Source organism: Nocardia sp. NPDC006044 (assembly GCF_042871115.1).
Classification (GTDB): domain Bacteria; phylum Actinomycetota; class Actinomycetes; order Mycobacteriales; family Mycobacteriaceae; genus Nocardia.
Genome location: NZ_JBIAID010000004.1, coordinates 1,051,917 through 1,069,609, shown reverse-complemented (window position 1 = coordinate 1,069,609; position 17,693 = coordinate 1,051,917). Strand labels below are relative to the sequence as shown.

The 17,693-nt window shown below is 67.7% G+C and carries 18 protein-coding genes; 4 read left to right on the top strand and 14 right to left on the bottom strand.

Features of this window, described 5'->3' with window-relative positions; all coding sequences use genetic code 11:
- Positions 1-2: 2 nt before the first annotated feature.
- The 4 genes from ACFYO1_RS35960 to ACFYO1_RS35945 all read right to left on the bottom strand — a co-directional run bounded on the left by ACFYO1_RS35960 (position 3) and on the right by ACFYO1_RS35945 (position 3,883).
- A complete protein-coding gene (locus ACFYO1_RS35960; RefSeq protein WP_387241369.1) occupies positions 3-1,019 on the bottom strand; it encodes a 3-oxoacyl-ACP synthase III family protein in 1,017 nt (338 codons plus the stop codon).
- The gene (locus ACFYO1_RS35955) at positions 1,019-1,684 is read right to left on the bottom strand and encodes an SRPBCC family protein (RefSeq protein ID WP_387241367.1); all 666 of its coding nucleotides are present in this window, start codon (positions 1,682-1,684) and stop codon (positions 1,019-1,021) included. The genes ACFYO1_RS35960 and ACFYO1_RS35955 overlap by 1 nt, the downstream gene beginning before the upstream one ends.
- Positions 1,681-3,405 (bottom strand): thiamine pyrophosphate-binding protein, encoded by a 1,725-nt coding sequence (locus tag ACFYO1_RS35950; RefSeq protein WP_387241363.1) that lies wholly within the window; start codon positions 3,403-3,405, stop codon positions 1,681-1,683. The genes ACFYO1_RS35955 and ACFYO1_RS35950 overlap by 4 nt, the downstream gene beginning before the upstream one ends.
- A gap of 199 nt (positions 3,406-3,604) precedes the next feature.
- Positions 3,605-3,883, bottom strand: coding sequence for a hypothetical protein (locus ACFYO1_RS35945; protein WP_379286282.1), 279 nt, complete (start codon positions 3,881-3,883; stop codon positions 3,605-3,607).
- 404 nt (positions 3,884-4,287) lie between these two features.
- On the opposite strand from ACFYO1_RS35945, the gene ACFYO1_RS35940 reads away from it, so the two are divergent.
- The gene (locus tag ACFYO1_RS35940) at positions 4,288-5,115 is read left to right on the top strand and encodes an SAM-dependent methyltransferase (protein WP_387241361.1); all 828 of its coding nucleotides are present in this window, start codon (positions 4,288-4,290) and stop codon (positions 5,113-5,115) included.
- Here the strand turns inward: ACFYO1_RS35940 and ACFYO1_RS35935 are convergent.
- Together ACFYO1_RS35935 and ACFYO1_RS35930 are read right to left on the bottom strand one after the other, a co-directional pair.
- A complete protein-coding gene (locus ACFYO1_RS35935) occupies positions 5,112-6,131 on the bottom strand; it encodes an NADP-dependent oxidoreductase (RefSeq protein WP_387241359.1) in 1,020 nt (339 codons plus the stop codon). The two genes, ACFYO1_RS35940 and ACFYO1_RS35935, sit on opposite strands and share 4 nt — an antisense overlap.
- A 140-nt stretch (positions 6,132-6,271) precedes the next feature.
- Positions 6,272-7,078, bottom strand: a complete 807-nt coding sequence (locus tag ACFYO1_RS35930) for an alpha/beta fold hydrolase (protein WP_387241713.1) — start codon at positions 7,076-7,078, stop codon at positions 6,272-6,274.
- 186 nt (positions 7,079-7,264) lie between these two features.
- Here ACFYO1_RS35930 and ACFYO1_RS35925 point away from each other — a divergent pair, with 186 nt between their 5' ends.
- Complete coding sequence (locus ACFYO1_RS35925; RefSeq protein ID WP_387241357.1) at positions 7,265-8,023, top strand: winged helix-turn-helix transcriptional regulator; 759 nt, start codon at positions 7,265-7,267, stop codon at positions 8,021-8,023.
- Here ACFYO1_RS35925 and ACFYO1_RS35920 read toward each other — a convergent pair.
- Positions 7,998-8,162 (bottom strand): hypothetical protein, encoded by a 165-nt coding sequence (locus tag ACFYO1_RS35920; RefSeq protein ID WP_387241354.1) that lies wholly within the window; start codon positions 8,160-8,162, stop codon positions 7,998-8,000. The genes ACFYO1_RS35925 and ACFYO1_RS35920 overlap by 26 nt on opposite strands.
- A 145-nt stretch (positions 8,163-8,307) precedes the next feature.
- Between ACFYO1_RS35920 and ACFYO1_RS35915 the strand changes: the two genes are divergently transcribed.
- On the top strand, positions 8,308-9,036 hold the full coding sequence (locus ACFYO1_RS35915) for an LGFP repeat-containing protein (protein WP_387241351.1): 729 nt from the start codon (positions 8,308-8,310) through the stop codon (positions 9,034-9,036).
- 96 nt (positions 9,037-9,132) lie between these two features.
- Entirely contained in the window at positions 9,133-9,873 is a 741-nt protein-coding gene (locus ACFYO1_RS35910; protein ID WP_387241348.1) for an LGFP repeat-containing protein, read from the top strand.
- Positions 9,874-9,887: 14 nt separating this feature from the next.
- Here ACFYO1_RS35910 and ACFYO1_RS35905 read toward each other — a convergent pair whose 3' ends face one another.
- The 7 genes from ACFYO1_RS35905 to ACFYO1_RS35875 form a co-directional block, all read right to left on the bottom strand.
- On the bottom strand, positions 9,888-10,700 hold the full coding sequence (locus ACFYO1_RS35905; RefSeq protein WP_387241345.1) for an SAM-dependent methyltransferase: 813 nt from the start codon (positions 10,698-10,700) through the stop codon (positions 9,888-9,890).
- A 117-nt stretch (positions 10,701-10,817) separates the two neighbouring features.
- The gene (locus tag ACFYO1_RS35900; RefSeq protein ID WP_387241342.1) at positions 10,818-11,870 is read right to left on the bottom strand and encodes an N-acetylglucosamine kinase; all 1,053 of its coding nucleotides are present in this window, start codon (positions 11,868-11,870) and stop codon (positions 10,818-10,820) included.
- A gap of 44 nt (positions 11,871-11,914) precedes the next feature.
- Positions 11,915-13,201, bottom strand: coding sequence for a 6-phospho-beta-glucosidase (locus ACFYO1_RS35895; RefSeq protein ID WP_387241339.1), 1,287 nt, complete (start codon positions 13,199-13,201; stop codon positions 11,915-11,917).
- Entirely contained in the window at positions 13,201-14,091 is an 891-nt protein-coding gene (locus ACFYO1_RS35890) for a carbohydrate ABC transporter permease (protein ID WP_387241336.1), read from the bottom strand. Before ACFYO1_RS35890 ends, ACFYO1_RS35895 begins: the two co-directional genes overlap by 1 nt.
- The gene (locus tag ACFYO1_RS35885) at positions 14,088-15,047 is read right to left on the bottom strand and encodes a carbohydrate ABC transporter permease (protein WP_387241333.1); all 960 of its coding nucleotides are present in this window, start codon (positions 15,045-15,047) and stop codon (positions 14,088-14,090) included. Before ACFYO1_RS35885 ends, ACFYO1_RS35890 begins: the two co-directional genes overlap by 4 nt.
- A 7-nt stretch (positions 15,048-15,054) precedes the next feature.
- A complete protein-coding gene (locus ACFYO1_RS35880; RefSeq protein WP_387241330.1) occupies positions 15,055-16,395 on the bottom strand; it encodes an ABC transporter substrate-binding protein in 1,341 nt (446 codons plus the stop codon).
- 36 nt (positions 16,396-16,431) lie between these two features.
- Positions 16,432-17,613 carry an ROK family transcriptional regulator gene (locus tag ACFYO1_RS35875; RefSeq protein ID WP_387241327.1) on the bottom strand — a complete coding sequence of 394 codons (1,182 nt, stop codon included), beginning with the start codon at positions 17,611-17,613 and terminating at the stop codon, positions 16,432-16,434.
- Between the last annotated feature and the right edge of the window lie 80 nt (positions 17,614-17,693).

Genomic DNA, 17,693 nt, shown 5'->3' with positions numbered 1-17,693 from the left:
CCTCAGCGTCCGCCCCAGCGCACCGCGGCCGCCGCGGCGAAGTCCCCGGCGTGCGCGAAGCCGGCGAACATCACCAGCGAACCCGCGGGCACCCGCCCCGCCTGGACGGCCTGGTCGAACGTCACGGGTATGCCCGCGGCGAACAGGTTTCCGCACTCGTCGAAGGTGTCGGGGTGCTTTTCCACCGGCAGTTGCAGGGCATCGCGCCAGTTGCGCAGGAACGCCCGGTTCGGCTGATTGGTCACCAGCAGATCCAATTCGTCCGACCGCACGCCGATGCGCCGGCACACCGCGTGCGCCGCCTCCGGGACGATACGGTTCCCGCGGGCAAGGACTTTCGCGATCTTCGACTCGGTGAAGCCGACGTGCATTTGGCCTTCGCCGGCCTCCCAGTATTTGCGTGGCGGGTCGGCGACCACCGTCATCTGCCCCGCGAATTCCGGGAGGTGCCGGGTCTCGATATCGAGAATCGGCGAGGCATCGGACGTCTCCATCAGCCCGATCCCCGCCCCATCGCCGGGGATGGCGGCCTGCGGTTTGGCGCGCACCTGTTCCTGGGTGAAAACCTGCCCCGCGACGTTTTGCACGGTTACGATCAAAGCCGAGCGCGCGTCGCTGCTCATCAAGATCTGCCTGGCGATCTTCATGCCGTGCACGAAGGCGGCGCAACCACCGTTGTGCAGGTCGATCAGCCATTCCGGATTGATGCCGAGACGAGCGGCCACCTCACCGCCGCTGCCGACAATGCCGATCTCGGGCAGCTGCGTGTGCACGACGAGAACGTCGATCTCGCCGAGGAAGTCGGTACCACGCCGGTGCACCATCGGGGCGATCGCCTGTTCGACCATATCGGCGGGAGTCTCACCGGGCGCGATGTGGTGCCGGAACGGCGGCGATTTGAACATCGCGTTCGAGATATGGTCTTCAGGCTCCGCGTACTGGGTGAAATACTCTGCGGCTACGCGGTTCTCGGGCAGGTAGCTAGAAACATCGATAAGGCTTACGGTGTCGGTGCTCATCAGTTCATCCACTCCGGCTTGATCGGCTCACCTTTGGCGTGGCGGTGCTCGCAGATAGCCTTGAGGTTGCGCAATTCCAGCAGGTGACCGGCATAGAAGAGGTTCCAGAAATCACCGACCCAGACCGGACGCTCCGGTGGTGCGGTATCCGGGTAGCCGTTCTCGTCGTAGAACGGGTGACGGCAATTGGTCCACAGGACAACCGATCCCGGCTTGTTCAGCACCAGTTGCGCGTCGAACACCCGCATGATGTAGATCATCCAGAGGTGGTCGGGCTGGTCCCAGGCGCAGTGGTAGTCGACTGTGCGGGCTGAGGCATTGGCGACCGTTCGGGTGTAGATGCGGGTGTGCTCGCCGATGCGATCGTCGGACACCCAAAGGTCCGGCTCGGCAGTGCGCTCGAAACCTCGCATACTGTAGGTCCATTCGCACAAGCTACGAGTGTCGGCGAGATAATCGAACACCTCGTCCGGTGGCGCCGCGACGTATTCGTTGACCGTGCAGAACTGGCCGTAGACCTCGTCGTGCGGGTAAACAGCGCGGGTCATGTCGAGGACGATCGGCATGCCCTCTTTGACGCTGATGTTCTCGACCCGATACACCCCGGGCACGTCGAGTTCCGGGACTTCGACGGGTGTGGCCGTGCTTGCGACGGGTTCGGTCATGCGGAGAGCTCCTTCAGAAATGGTGCGAACGGAGGTATTTCGTCGGGGTCGCAAAGGATTTCGATGAACACGGGGCCGGACGCGCCGCGGGTCTCGTCGAGCGCGGCTTCGAAGGACGCGCGAGTGTCGGTGGAGTAGGCCGGGATATGCGGGAACATCGCGGCGACCGCGGCGCCGATGCGCGCGGGGCCGAAGCGGTTGTAGGTGTAATCGCCGGAGTAGTACAGCTGTTCGCGGGTCACGCACATCGCGTGCGCGTTGTTGTTGAAGATCACGAAGGTCACCGGTACGTGATGCTCCACGGCCGTGTGGACTTCGTGACCGTGCATGAAATAGGCGCCGTCTCCGGCGATGACGAACGTCCGGCGGCCACGGCCGAGCGCGCTGCCGATGCCCGCGCCGAACGCGTAACCCATGCCGCCCATGCCGAGTGCGATGAGGAATCGGCTGCCGGCCGGCACCGGCAGGTGGTGCACCGCCGCCGCGCCGGTGTTGCCCGCATCGGCCACCACGTCGATGCCGGGACCGAGCCTGGCATTGATCGCCGCCACCGCGTCGCGGTAGCGCACCCCCGGTCCGGATGCGGGCGGAACCTCCAGCGCGAGTGGGAGATTCGGTGCCGGTTCGTCGCCGGAGTCCGGCGGCACCGCCGACGCCACCTCCCGCAGCCGGGACCGCAGCGGCCCGCGCAGCCAGGTCTGCGTCCGCACGAACGCCGGCTCGGCGCCCAGGTGCAGGACCCGAGGGCAATTCGCCAGGGCCGCTTCGAGACCGGCTCGAGCCATTACCGGCATCGGGGTGCCCACCAGCACGCACAGCTCGGCACCGGCGATCAGCTCGGCCACCCGCGGATGCCCCATGCTGCCCGCGAGACCGGCGAACAGCGGATGGTCGTTCGGGAAGGCGTCTTTGGCATCCGGCGTCACCACCACCACAGCACGCAGCGCCCGCGCCGCGACGAGCAACTCGGTTCGGGCATCCGCACGAGCGACTTCCGGTCCCGCGATGATCACGGTGCGACCACTGCCCGCCGCGGAACGGACCAGGGTGAGCGCCTCGTCATGGGCGTGCGCCTCGGCGCAGGCTTCCGGCCCGTCGTGGACGAAGCTATCGCCCGAGCCGTTCCGCACGGCGGAGCCCGGCTCCGGTAGGTCTTGTGCCTGAACATCCTTCGGCAGCAACAACACCGCGGGCCCGCCTGCCCGCGCGGCTCGCAGCGCATCGCCCAGGACGGCGGTGACATCCTCGGCCCTGGTGACCTTGACACAGAAACGCGAGACCGAGCCGAACAGTCGTTGCGCATCGATCCGGCCGGCCCCGCCGCCGGTGTCCTGGAACGCCCCGCGTCCTTCGAGCGCGAGCGGGGGCTGACCGATCAAGGCCAGCACCGGAACCCGGGAGTCGAACGATTCGCCCAGCGCGGCAACGAGGTTCAGCGCACCGCCACCCGACGTCGCCGCGACGACCCCGAGCCGGCTGGTGGCGCGCGCATAACCATCGGCCATCGTCGCGGCACCGAATTCGTGCTTGGCCACGATCCCGGTGATCGGCGCGGCACTGCGGTGCAACGCGTCGTAGATGTCCTCGATATTCGCGCCGCCGACCCCGAAGACGTGGTCGGTGTGTTCGGCGACCGCCTCGACAATGCGGTCGGCGACGGTGATTCGGGACTCGACGGCGGTTTCGCCCGCCGCCCCTAGAATTGATCGCGTGCGATTCATCGCCCACAATGTATCTGGGACAGTTTCGCTACGGCAATGTGACGTACATCATAATCATGTGGAAATATCTTGCTGCACAACAACTTTGAACAAGCGACCAATTCTTGGTCCGATGACCAAACGAACCGGGCAGCGCCGCAACCGAACCCGGCTCAACGAGACCGACCTCGCCGAGCCGGTGACCACATGCCCTACCGGCTCAACTGATCACGGAATTCATGATGGTGCCCGCGCTGGTGGCCACCGCGCCGCCGGCCATCGCGCTGGCGATCATCTTCGGCGACTGCAAACCGCCGCCGTTCCACTTCTCCCACGCGAACCGGCCGCCGCCGTAGGTAATGGCGGTGATGCCCGAGAGTTGGACCAGCCAGGTGAAGTAGCGACCCATTTGCATCAATTTATCCGCGAGCGGAGGCGCTTCCGGTGTGGGATTGCCGACCTCCGCAAGAACGGTGTCGTGTAACGCAGCCAGAATCATGCTCACGTTCATGCTCCTTTTCACAGGCCGAGGTGGGTCCGGACACGAGGAATCGCGTGTGGCTCGCAAGACTCGAATATCGAAGAAAAACTCGTGACCTGGGCAATTCAACCTCATCAAGATCACGTATGCCCCGCGACACACCGCATAAACGACATACCGCCCAACAAGCGACCGACCGGTTTGCCACTCGGCGCGCGGCCGTTCCCGCAGTCGTTCCCGGAAATGATCAAGGAAACCGGTGAACCGCCCGTAAACCCACCTATATACCGCGGAACTACCGCATGCCAGGCGTTCGCTGGAATATCCTTGCCGAGCACGTTTCGCAGTAGTAGTCGCCAGCCGTGGGCGACTCGGCGGCCACCGGAACCGACGCTCCGGGACCGCCTCAGGAGGGAATCACCATGCCGGACAGCCAGTCACCGACCGCCAGCGGACTACCGACCAGGATCGACACCAGCGTCGCGCACGAGGCGCGCGTCTACGACTACTGGCTAGGCGGGCGCGACAATTACCCGGCCGATCGCGCCCTGGCCGACACCATCGCCGCCCACATCCCCGCCATCCGCACCATGGCCCGCGCCAACCGCGCGTTCCTCGGCCGCGCGGTCGACTACCTGACCCGCGAGGCCGGGATCACCCAGTTCCTCGACATCGGCACCGGCATCCCCACCGCGGGCAACACCCACGAGGTGGCCCAGCGGCTCAATCCGGCCGCCCGCGTGGTCTACGTGGACAACGACCCCATCGTGCTCGCGCACGCCCGCGCCCTCATGTCGAGCAACCCGCAGGGCAAGACCGCGTTCATCCACGCCGACCTGCACGACCCGCATGGCATCCTGCGCGAGGAATCCCTCGGCGCCACCCTCGACCTCACCCAGCCGGTCGCCATCATGCTGGTCGCGATCATGATGTATTTCCGCGACGAAGACAATCCGCACGGCATCATCGAGAACCTGCTGGACGCGGTGCCGTCCGGCAGCTACCTGGTGATCAGCCATCCCACCGCCGATTTCGACGAACGCGCCATGTCCCGCGTGGTCGACTCCGCCGAACACGCGGGCATCACCTTCTACCCGCGCACCCACGCCGAAACCGAAACACTTTTCGCCGGTACCGAACTCGTCGAACCGGGTGTCGTGCCGGTGGTCACCTGGCATCCGGCACCCGGTGACCCGCCCGCGGACCCGGAATCCGCCTGGTACTGGGCGGGCATCGGCCGCAAGCCCTAGTCGGCGACCTTCACCACGACCTTGCCGAAGTTGCGGCCCTCGAGCATGCCGACGAACGCGTCGGGAGCGTTGTCCAGGCCCTCGGTGACGTCCTCGAGGTAATTGACACTGCCGTCGGCGACCCAGCCGGCCATGTCGCGCAGGAAGTCCGGGTACAGCTCGCGGACGAACTCGGTCTGGATGAAGCCGCGAATGGTGAGGCTCTTGATCAGGATGCGGCCGTAGAAGGCGGGCAGCTGGTCCGGGCCGTCGGCGGCGCCGGCGGAGTTGTAGTTGGCGATGAGGCCGCAGACCGGGACGCGCGCGTAGGTATTGAGCAGCGGATACACCGCCTCGGCGACCGGGCCGGCGACGTTTTCGAAGTAGACGTCGATGCCGTCCGGCACCGCGGCCTTCAGCTGCTCGGCGAAATCGGGCGCGCGATGGTCGATCGCGGCATCGAAGCCGAACTCATCGATCAGAGCCGCGCACTTCTTCGGACCACCCGCGATACCGACCGCACGAGCGCCCTTGACCTTGGCGATCTGGCCGACCGCCGAACCGACCGGCCCGGTGGCGGCGGCGACCACGACGGTCTCCCCCGCCTTGGGCTGCCCGATCTTCAGCAGCCCGGAGTACGCGGTGAAGCCCGGCATGCCGAGCACACCCAGCGCGGTCGACACCGGCGCCGTCTCCGGATCGAGCTTGCGCAGCGTGGACGCGTCCGCCACGTCGTGCGTCTGCCACCCCGAATACCCCAGGACCACATCGCCCTTGGTGAAACCGGCGGCGCGGGAGTCGACCACCTCGGCGACCGTGCCGCCGACCATCACCGCGCCGAGCTCGACCGGCTTCGCATACGACTCGGCGGTACTCATCCGGCCGCGCATGTACGGATCGAGGGACAGATACAACGTTCGCAAGAGCACCTGCCCCTCGTCGAGCGGCGGCAGCTCGGCGGTTTCGGTGCGGAAGTTCGCCGCGGTGGGTGCACCCTCCGGGCGCGAAGCAAGCACGATCCTCGTCGTCTCGACCATGGATCCGAGCTTAGACATGGTCGCAGAACTGATGTGTGTCGATCCCGGACGGATCGGCTCTGAGCGGAGATCGTCGGGTATGTGGCGTGGCGACCTGCGTTCCGAAGCGACCCGCGGTCGCGACCTGATCAGTCGACGGGTTACTGGTTGAAGAACGTCGTCAGTACACGGGCCATGGGTTCGGGGGCGACGACGTGTCCCTGCCCGTCGAGCGTGTGTCGTTCGGTCTGGGGAATGGCAGCGGCTATCGCTTTCGCGGCGCGGTCGAAGAAGTCGGTCGGGAGGCCCGCCATCTGGGGCTCGGTGATCGGACCCTCGGTGGTCACCAGGACCGACTGAGTGATGCGGGCAAGTCGGTTCGTGGGGATCTTGTAGTCATTGAGGACCACGGCGTCCTTGACGAGCGTGTGGGCGAGCGCGACGGACCAGGCCCAGAACGGGTGTTGTTTGCCGGCCGCGATGTCCGCGTCGGGTCCGCCGGTAAGCCTCATGAACAATTCCAGCATCTCCTCGTCCCGGCCGGCTTCGTATGCCTCGTGGGTGTCCGCGAGGTACTGGTCGAACCTCGGCCGCAGGTCGTCCCCGATCACGTACGGCACATCCCACACCGCGATCTTGTCGATCGCCGAACCTGCCGCTGCTGCCTCCAGCGCGAGGGCGCCGCCAGATGAGGCGCCGTACACGTGAGCTGAGCCGCCGGCTGTCGCAATCAGCGCGTCGAGGTCTTCCACCTCCCGCGCCACGGCGTACGGCGGTGTATTGCCGCTGGCGCCCCGGCCGCGTCGTGCGTAGTTGTAGACCGTGAAATGGTTGGCAAGGACTCGGGCCAGCGGCGCGTTCTCAGCGCCGTCGTCCAGGGTGCCGCCGACGAGGATCACCGCCGGGCCAGCGCCTTTCCGGTCGTAGGCGATCCTCGTACCGTCGGCGGACGTCACCCGAAGTGTCATCTCGTTCACTGCTTCTCTCCATTTCTCGATGTGTGGTCGTCACCGTCGGAGCATGTCGACCAAGGATCACCCGGGGGCCCCGTCGCCGTGCCGTGTGTAGCCGATGACGGTGCCGTCGGCTGAGGTCACGGTTCATACTCCTACTTTAGGAGTGATCACACCTGTTGTGCAAGTACAATCGGGTGTATGAGCAAGAAGCGGCTGTTCGACGACCCCTGCGGCATCGCGCGAGCGCTGAACGCGGTCGGCGAGCGGTGGGCGTTGCTTGTCGTGCGGGAGCTGATCTTCGGCCCGAAGCGCTACTCCGACCTGCACCGCGGGCTGCCGCAGATGAGCCAGAACGTCCTCGCGCAGCGGTTGCGCGAGCTCGAAGCCGACGGCCTGGTGCGGCGAAGGCGCCTGGGACCGCCTGCGCCCGCCGCCGTGTATGAACTCACCGAGCGCGGGCAGGAACTGGAGCCCGTGCTCCGCGCGCTCGCCCACTGGGGCAGCCGCGCACCGCTGCCCGAGGACGGCGCGGCGGAACTGAGCGTCGACGCGCTCCTGTTCGCCCTGCGCGCCACCTTCGATCCGGCACTGGCGGGTGGGCTGTCGCTGCGCTGCCAGCTGGACGTCGCGGGCGATCGGTTCCGCATCACCGTTGCGGGCGGGCGCCTCGAGTTGGACCGCGGCGAGCACGCCGAACCCGACGCGTGGCTGACCGTGGCGGAGGCGGCGACATTGCGCGATCTGGTGTTCGCCGGTGCGGCGCTGCACGACGCCGTCGAGCGGGCAGACACCGAGGTGGCGGGCGATACCGAGCGGCTCGCCGCACTGCTGCGCTGCTTTCCCGCAGCCGTGCGGTACCCGGCGCCACAGGAGCCCGGGCCGCCGTCGCCGGGCCTCGGATCACCGAACGCCGAACTCCCGGATCCCGCCGTCAGCGCAGGAAGTCGTCGAGGGTGAGCGGCAGTCCGGCGACCCCGGACACCGGTGGCGAGGTTACGCCGGCCGACAGTTCGGACTCCGCGGGCTCGCGGAACTCATCACCGAGATGACAACGCACCACTTGGATAGCGAACCAGCCGAGCAGTTCTGAGACCAAGTCTCAGCCCCGGGGGCCGCCGGGCTAACGGTGACGGCGACGCGACCGATAGGCGGGTGTCGGATAGCACGACACAGCTCCATCGCGCCCGAATTGCCGAGCCGACCGTTTCGTATACGACGACCACTTGCATAGGGAGTTCCTCTTGGCCCGCCTAAGTCGCACCCGAGCCGCATTGACCATGACCACCGCCGGAATCGCGGTCCTGCTCACCGCGGGCACCGCCGCCGGACGGCCGATCGGGCCCTTCGATGTCGGCGGGGCGATCGAGGTCGAATACGACCAGGCCGGCGGGGGCGCGGTCTTCGGCGACCCGGTCAATCCCGAATCGGACGCGGGCCGCGGCGGCAAGTACCAGGCCTTCGAGCGCAACACCTCCATCTACTGGCATCCCGCGACCGGCGCGCACCAGATCGGCGGCGCGATCCGGGACAAATGGGGCAACCTCGGCTTCGAGAACGGCTTCCTCGGCTACCCCGTGACCAGGGAGCAGTCCACCCCGGCAAAGGCGGGTCGCTACAACCACTTCCAGGGCGGCTCGATCTACTGGTCGCTCGGCACCGCGGCGCATCAGGTCGGCGGCGCGATCCGGGAGAAGTGGGGCGCCTACGGCTGGGAGAACAGCCCGCTCGGCTTCCCGATCACCGACGAGGCCGCCGCCAAGAACAACGGCCGCTACAACCTGTTCGACGACGGCGCCATCTACTGGTCCCCGGCCACCGGCGCGCACGTGATCTGGGGCGCGATCCGCACGACCTGGGAGGCCAGGGCGGGCGTCAACGGCGGCTACGGCTACCCGACCAGTGACGAATACGACTACCAGAACGGCAAGGCACAGGACTTCCAGGGCGGCCGCATCACCTGGCAACCCTGACCCGCGCGGCGCGTGGGCCGAGGCCGCATGCCATCATCGCCTACCGACGCTCCGCCCTGTCTTTGTCACCCGGTAAAGCCTGACTGAGGAGTTCTCTTGGCCCGCCTTCGTACCCACCACCGCGGCACCAACGCGGCACTGGCCACCGCGACCGTCACGCTGGCGGTGCTGCTCGCCGCGGGCACCGCGACCGCGCGCCCGATCGGCCCGTTCGAGGTCGGCGGCGCGATCGAGGCCGAATACGACGCGGCCGGCGGTGGCGGGGTGTTCGGCGACCCGACCGCGCCCGAGGCCGACGCCGCCAACGGCGGCAAGTTCCAGACCTTCGACCGCAACGCGGCGATCTACTGGCACCCCGACACCGGCGCGCACGCGCTCAGCGGACCGATCCTGGACAAGTGGCGCGGACTCGGCGCGGAGACCGGCGGCCTGCGCTATCCCGTCACCAGCGAGCAGTCCACCCCGGCCAAGCCCGGCCGGTTCAGTCACTTCCAGGGCGGCTCGATCTACTGGTCCGTCGGCACCGCCGCCCATCAGGTCAGCGGCGTCATCCGGGACAAGTGGTACGCGCTCGGCGCGGAGAACAGCCCGCTCGGCTTCCCGGTCACCGACGAGGCGCCCGCCAAGGGCGGCGGCCGCTACAACCTGTTCAACGACGGCACGATCTACTGGTCGCAGAAGACCGGCGCGCACGCCGTCTGGGGAGCCATCCGCACCAGCTGGGAGGCCAGGGCCGGCGCGGACGGCATCTACGGCTACCCCACCGGCGACGAATACGACTACGAGGGCGGCAAGGCCCAGGACTTCCAGGGCGGCCGAATCACCTGGCGTCCCTGACGGATTCGACCGGCTCAGACCTTCTTGCCGACGGCCCCGTAGAGCGAGATCCGCTTGTCGTAACTCTGCGGCGGGGCGATGCCCTCGTTGCGCCAGCGGTGGATCACCTCGACGCCGGGCTCGACGAGTTCGAGTCCGGCGAAGAACTCGGCGACCTCGGCGCGGGAGCGCGGGCGCACCGGGATGCCGCGGTCGGCGTAGACCTGCAACAGTCGCGCCATGCCCTCCGGGTCTTGGTCGCCGTCGTCGAAATCCGTTGTGACATGCGACATCGCGAGGTACGAGCCCGGTGCCAAGGGCTCGAGCAACGTCTTGACCATCTGGTAGACGTCCCCGGGCACGAAATGCACCACCGCCATCAGGGATACCGCGACCGGCTGCGAAAGATCCAGTGTGGCAGCCAGTTCCGGAGCGGCAAGAATGGCCTCCGGTTCCGCGGCGTCGGCCTGGAGGTAGGCGGTGCGGCCCTCGGGCGAACTCACCAGCAGCGCTCGCGCGTGCGCGAGCACCAGCGGGTCGTTGTCCACGTAGACGACCCGCGACTCCGGCGCCAGCTCCTGGGCGACCTGGTGCAGGTTCGGCTCGGTCGGGATGCCGGTGCCGATGTCGAGGAACTGCCGGATGCCCTGGCCGGTGAGATAGCGGGTGACGTGCCGCATGAACTCGCGATTGGTGCGGGCGGTCAGCTGGACGTGCGGAAAGTCCTGTAGCGCATGCTCGGCGGCGACCCGGTCGGCATCGTAGGAGTCCTTGCCGCCGAGGAAATAGTCATACATCCGGGCCGGATGCGCGACATCGGTGTGCAGATCGATCGGGCCGTCGGACACGCCGAAGTCTCCTTACGCGTAGGGATCGGTACTACCGAGGTATACCGCATCGAGCAAGCGGTCAGTTGAAAAGCGCGCACTCCGGATCAGTTTCGAGATGCCGCGATCGCGCACCGATCAGGCCGGTTGGCCCATCTCGCTCGGATACTCCGGCCTGCCGTCGGTGGCCGGCACGGTCGGGTAGGCCGCGCGGAGTCGTTGATGGGCGGCCGGGGTCGCACCGAGGTGATCGAGGCCGAGCAGCGCGGCCCCGAGAACCGGTGGGGCGACCACGATTCGGGGTTCGGCGAGCGGTGCCGCCGCGGCGAGCCTGCGCGTCACGTTGTCGATCAGCAGCGGTTGGCGAGCCGCCAGCACGCCGCCACCGAGGATGACCGGAGTCTGCTCGTCGAGCATGTCCAGTTTGCGCAGCACGACCAGCGCGAGCCGGGTGATCTCGTCGGCCTGGCGATCGATCAGGCGCAGGGCCGTCGGGTCGCCCGCCTCGGCCGTGGTGAACAGCACGCGGACCAGCTCGTGCAGCCGCTTCTCCGGCAGCTCCCCGAGGTGGATCGCCTCGGCCACCGCGTTGGCGCCGGCCAGACCGAAGTACTCGCCGATCGCCGCGGACAACGCGGTCGGCTCGCCGCGCCCGTCCTCGGCGCGCGCGGCATGCCACATGGCCTCGGCCGCCATCCCGCCGCCGCCACCCCAATCACCGGTCAGCACACCGAGCGCCGGGAACCGCGCGGTGCGGCCGTCCGGCAGCAAGCCGACGCAGTTGATCCCCGCGCCGCAGACCACCGCCACCCCGCGCGGGCCGTCGGTGCCCGCGCGGAGCAGGCCGAAGGTGTCGTTGACCACGCCCACGGTCAGGCCCCACGGCCGGGCCGCGATAGCGGCGTGGATTCGCTGCTCCTCGATCGGCAGGTCGACATTGGCCATACAGGCGCTGACCCGGGTGGTGAGGATCCCGCCGCGCGTCAGCCCGGCCTGCCGAGCCACCGATTCGACCAGCGGGCTGAGTCCCTCGATCGCCTTGCGCGCGCCGGTCCGATGCGGCTGATAGCCGCCGCCGCGCGCGGTCGCCAGGATCGCACCGTCGCGCCCGACCAGGGTCACATCGGTCTTGCTGTTGCCTGCGTCGATGGCCAGGACGCCCGGAACCTGTTCATTCTGTGGGAGTTTCATCAGACGCTTCCCCCGCCAACAGTGCACGGTGTTAGTCGGCATGATCACACCCAGCTCAGGTAAGCGCGGTTGTGGTCGATCAGCCGGTCGGTCAGCTGCTCGGCCAGTTCGTTCTGGCCGACCAGCGGATGAGCTAGTAGCGCGTCGAAAACTCGGTCGCGACTACCGTCGAGCGCCGCCCGCAACGCGAGCTGCTCGTAGGCGGTGACGTGGGCGATCAGGCCCGCGTAGCGGGGCTCGACCGGCGGTTGCGGGAGTGGGCGCACTCCTGCGGCGCCCACCTCCGCCGGCACTTCGATCACCGCGTCGTCGGGCAGGAACGGCAGGGTGCCGTCGTTGCGGGTGTTGACCACCTGGATGCCGGTGTCCCCGGTGCCGAGCAGGGCGGCGAGCAGCTGGACCGCGGCCTCGGAATAGAAAGCGCCGCCGCGGGTTCCGAGCAGTTCGGGCTTGGTGTCCAGGGCCGGGTCGGCGTACATGGTCAGCAACTGCTGCTCGATGGCCGCGACCTCGGCGGCGCGGGAACCCTTCGTCGCGAGCTCCTCGACCACCACGTCGTGCTGATAGAAGTAGCGCAGGTAGTACGACGGGACGACGCCGAGCCGGCGGATCAGGAAAAGGGGCAGCCGCACATCCGCGGCGATCTCCTCGCCGAACCGGGCGAGGAGCTCGGGTAACGCCTCGTGACCGGTGCCCGCGCCCGGATAGTCGAGCACGGTGACGCCGCGGACCCAGGTGAGGTGATTGAGGCCGACATGGTCGAGCCGGATACACTCGGGGTCGACACCCAAGTGCGCGGCGAACTTTCGCTGGAATCCGATGGCGACGTTGCACAGACCGACCGCCTTGTGTCCCGCGGTGTGCAGTGCGCGGGTGACGATCCCGACCGGGTTGGTGAAATCGATGATCCAGGCGTCCGGGTTGGCCCGGCGCACCTGCTCGGCGATCTCCAGCACCACCGGGACGGTGCGCAATGCCTTCGCCAGGCCGCCGGCGCCGGTCGTTTCCTGTCCGACACAGCCACATTCGAGCGGCCAGCTCTCATCCTCGTTGCGCGCGGCCTGCCCGCCGACCCGCAGCTGCAGCAGCACCGCGTCGGCGCCCTCGACCCCGTCCGCGATCGACGCGGCGGTACTGACCCGCGCATCGTGTCCCTGTTTGGCGAAGATCCGGCGAGCCAGCCCCGCGATCAGCTCCAGCCGGTCCGCGGCCGGGTCGACGAGAACCACCTCCCCGATCGGCAAACTCGCACGCAGACGGGCGAATCCGTCGATCAACTCCGGCGTATAGGTGGAACCACCACCGACTATGGCTAGCTTGAGTGCGCCCATCAGCCCTTGACCCCTGTCAGTGTCACGCCTTCGATGAAGGCTTTCTGTGCGAAGAAGAACAGGATGATCACCGGCGCCATCACCAGCAGGGTGGCGGCCATGGTGAGGTTCCAGTTGGTGTGGTGCGCGCTCTTGAACGACTCCAGGCCGTAGCTCAAGGTCCAGGCGCCCGGGTTCTCGCTGGCATAGATCTGCGGGCCGAAATAGTCGTTCCAGCAATAGAAGAACTGGAACAGCGCGACCGCCGCGATGGCCGGCTTGGCCATCGGCAACACGATCCGCAGCAGGATGCGCAGCTCACCGCAGCCGTCGATGCGGGCGGCCTCCAGGTAGTCGTCGGGGATGGTCAGCAGGAACTGACGCAGCAGGAAGATGGAGAAGGCGTCACCGAACGCCAGCGGGATGATCAGCGGCCACAGCGAACCGGTGAGATGAAACTGCTTGGCCCAGATCAGATACATCGGGATGACCGTCACCTGCGGGGGCAGCATCATCATCGAAACCACCGCCATCAGCGCCAGATTGCGGCCACGGAAGCGGAACTTGGCCAGCGCGTACGCGACCGGGATGCTGGACAGCAGCGTCAGCGCGGTGCCGGCCACCGCGTACACCAGCGTGTTGCGCCACCAGGTGAAGAATCCCGGTGTGTCCCAGACCTTTACGTAGTTCCCCCAGTGCCACTCGGCGGGCCACAGGTCGGCGGTGAGCGCCTGCCGGTCCGACATGACCGAGGTGAAGAAGACGAATACGAACGGCATCAGGAACAGCAGCGCCGCCGCGATCGCGAACGCGTGCACGGCAACCCAGTTCAGCAGGTGCTTCCGGCGCGCACCCCTGGCCTCGACCGTCGGGGCGTTCACCCGCACGGGGACCGGCAGCGTGGTGGTCATGGGTCCTCCTGCAGGAAACCGGATTTGCGCCGCAGCAGCAGTGCGGTGAACGCCATCGACAGGGCGAACAGAATCACCGCGACGACACACGCGGACCCCAGATCGAAGCGCTGGAAGCCGAGGTTGTAGACCATCTGCGGCAGCGTCCAGGTGGAGCCGTGCGGATAACCGGCCTCGAACGCCTCACCCGAGTTACCCGCCTTGCCGCTGGCGACCTTCCCGGCGACCATCGCCTGGGTGTAGTACTGCATGGTCTGGATCACGCCGGTCACCACCGCGAACAGCACGATGGGCGTGATGTTCGGCAGCGTGACATACCGGAAGCGCTGCCAGGGGCCCGCGCCGTCCAGCTCGGCCGCCTCGTACTGCTCCCGCGACACGTCCAGCAGTGCCGCGGTGAAGATGACCATCAGATCGCCGACGCCCCACAGCGCCAACATGGTCAGCGCGGGCTTGGACCATTCCGGATCGGTGAACCAACCTGGTTGCGGCAGACCGAGATTGCCGAGCAGATGGTTGACCGGCCCGGTCCCCGGGTTCAGCAGGAAGGCGAAGGCGATGGTAGCCGCGACCGGCGGCGCGAGGAACGGCAGGTAGAACACCGTGCGGAAGAACCCGAGCCCGGTCTTGATCTTGGTGACCAGCAGCCCGACGCCGAGTCCGAAGACCACGCGCAGCGACACCATGATCAGCACCAGCCAGAGCGTGTTGCCCAGCCCCTGCCAGAAGAACGGGTACTTGGCCAGCACGTAGTCCCAGTTCTTCAGCCCGGTGAAGGTCGGCGCGGCGAACCCGTCGTACTTCATGAAGGAGAAGTAGAGGGTGGACAGCAGCGGGTAGGCGAAGAAGAAGCCGAACCCGATCAGCCACGGCGACAGGAACGCCAGGGTGCGCAGATTCCCCTTGCGGCGCTTGCGTTTCAGCGCCGCCGGGACGGTCGCGGTCATCGATGCCATCGCTACATCACTTCGCCTGGACGATCGCCTCGTCGATTTCCTTCGCGGTCGCGGCCAGGCCCGCCGCGAGGTCGACCGTGCCCGCCTCGTAGTCGTAGCCGAAGTTGCGCAGCGAAAGCTGGTACGCGCCACCGTTGATGCTGGACGGCGTGGTGGCGGAGTGCGGGTTCTTGGCGATGTCGATGAAGGTCCGGAAGTTCGGATCGGCGGTCAGCTTCGGCGAATTCAGCGCCTCGTTGGTGCTCGGCACGTTGTGGATGGCGTTGGCGAAGCTCACCACCGCGTCCGTGTCGGTGGTCAGGTACTTCACCAATTGCCAAGCGGCGCTCTGCTTCCGGCTCGAGTTGGCGATGCCGATGATGGTGCCGGTCTGGTAGCCGCGGCCATAGGTGGCGGCCTGATCGTCCGGCACCGGGAACGGCGCGGTGGCCCAGTCGAAGCTCACCGGGTTCTCGGCGATCGAGGCGGTCCGCCACTCGCCGTCCAGCGCCATGGCCACCTGCCCGGTGTGGAACGGATTCTTGGCGCTGAACTCCTCGCCGAAGGTGGTGCGGTACTTCTCCAGCTTGTCGTACCCGCCGAGCTTGGCGATCAGGTCCTTCTGCCAGGCGAACATGGCCGCGACCCGGGGATCGGTGGCGATGTTCGACTTCCCGTCCGCGCCGAAGTAGTCGGCGCCGTACTGGGCCAGGTAGCGGGTGGCGGCGGTCTCGTAGCCGTGGTAGTTCGGCAGGAAGCCGAGCTGCTTGAAGCTGTCCCCCTCGGCGATGGTCAGCTTGCGCGCCGCCGCCTCGAACTCACTGAATGTCTTTGGTGGCGAGGCGATTCCGGCGGCAGCGAAGGCAGTCTTGTTGTAGTACAGGCCGTACGAATCGCCCAGCAGCGGCAGCGCGCACTGGTTTCCCTCGAACTGGCTGTATTTCAGCATGCCGGCCGGAAACGTCTTGGCCGGGTCGATGCCGTCCTTGGTCATGAACGGCGCGAGATCGGCCCACACCTTGCCGGCACAGAACTTGCCGACATTGTCGGTGGTGAACGACGACACCACATCCGGGGCGTCGCGGCCGCCGCCGCGCAGCGCCTGCTCGAGCTTGTCGTCGGCGATATTGCCGACCGCCTTGACGTGGATGTTCGGGTGCAGCTTCTCGAAGGCGGCGATGTTGTCCTCGATCGCCTTGACCTCGGTGTCCTGGCTCCAGCCGTGCCAGAAGGTGATGGTGACGTCCTTGCCCTCCCCCGATCCGTCGTCACCGCCGGTGGCACTCTGGCCGGTACAGGCGGTGAGCACCAGCGCGGTGGTCGCGCATGCGGTGAGGGCGGCGAGGGTGCGGCGGGTTGTTCTGCGCATGTGCGGTTCTCCTGGGTACTGCTGGTGTGCGGCGGATCAATGGGTCGTGAACACGGAGTCCCGCGTAGTGGCCAGGGCGCGCTCCAGCGCGCCGTGCAGTACCGGGGAGCCCGGCAGCGTGCTCGAACGCACCTCGGGGCGCGGAAAGGTGAGCTCGGTCAACGCTTCTTCGACCAGCGCGCGCAGCCGTTCGCCACCGGCGGTCGGCACGTCGCCGGCCAGGATCAGCAGCTCGGGGTCGACCACCGAGACGATCGAGGCCAGGCCGAGCGCCAGCCGGCCGGCGAATTCGACCAGGAACGCGTCGCCGGAGCCCGGCGTCTCCAGCGCCTCGGCCACCACCTTGGCGGCGGTCGGCGCGGACAGTCCGTGCTGCTTGGCCAGCGCCAGAACCGCGGGCGCACCGGCCAATTGCTGGAAGCCACCGGAGTTCTTCCGGCGCACGTCGTGCACGATCGGCGCGCCCGGCAACGGCATGTAGCCGACTTCGCCAGCGCCGCTGTGGAATCCGCGGTGCAGCCGGCCGGCGATCACGATGGCCGCGCCGACCCCGACGCCGGTCCAGAGCAGGACGAAATCCTCGCACCCCTGGGCCGCGCCGTGCGCCTGCTCGGCGATCGCGGCGAGATTGACGTCGTTCTCGATCGACACCGAGCAGCCGATGGCGTCCTCCAGCTCGGCCACAAGGCGCGGCGAGTGCCAGCCAGGCAGGTGGGTCGCGTAGCGGAGCTTGCCGGTGGCCGGGTCGAGCGCGCCGCCGATGCCGATCACCACCTCGCAGCAGATGCCCTCGGCGAGCCCGGCCAGTTCGACCGCCTCGGCGACCGCCGCGCCCACCCTGGCGGTGGTTTCGGCGGCGGGCCAGCCCTTGGTGGAGACCTCGTGTTCGGCGAGGGTGCGACCGGTGATGTCCGCGACCGCGATTCGGATCCTGGAGGCCGTCACGTCGAGTCCGGCCACGTAGCCGGCCGCCGGATTCACTTGGTACAGCTGAGCATTCGGCCCCGGACCGCCGGCCATGGTGCCGACCGGGACGACCAGCCCCGCCGCCTCCAGCCGGCCGAGCAGTTGCGAGGCGGTCGGCTTGGAAAGTCCGGTGAGCGTGCCGATTTGGGTGCGGGACAGCGGACCGTTGGCGAGCAGCAGCTCCAGCGCGGCGCGATCGTTGATCGCCCGCAGCAGGCTGGGCGTGCCGGCGAGGGTCTGTCGCGTGGTCACGTGACCCCCTCCCCTCACCCCGCACCGGGTGAACTATTAGGAAAGTTTCCAATTACTTTGAGGAGGGACTGTATGTCCGG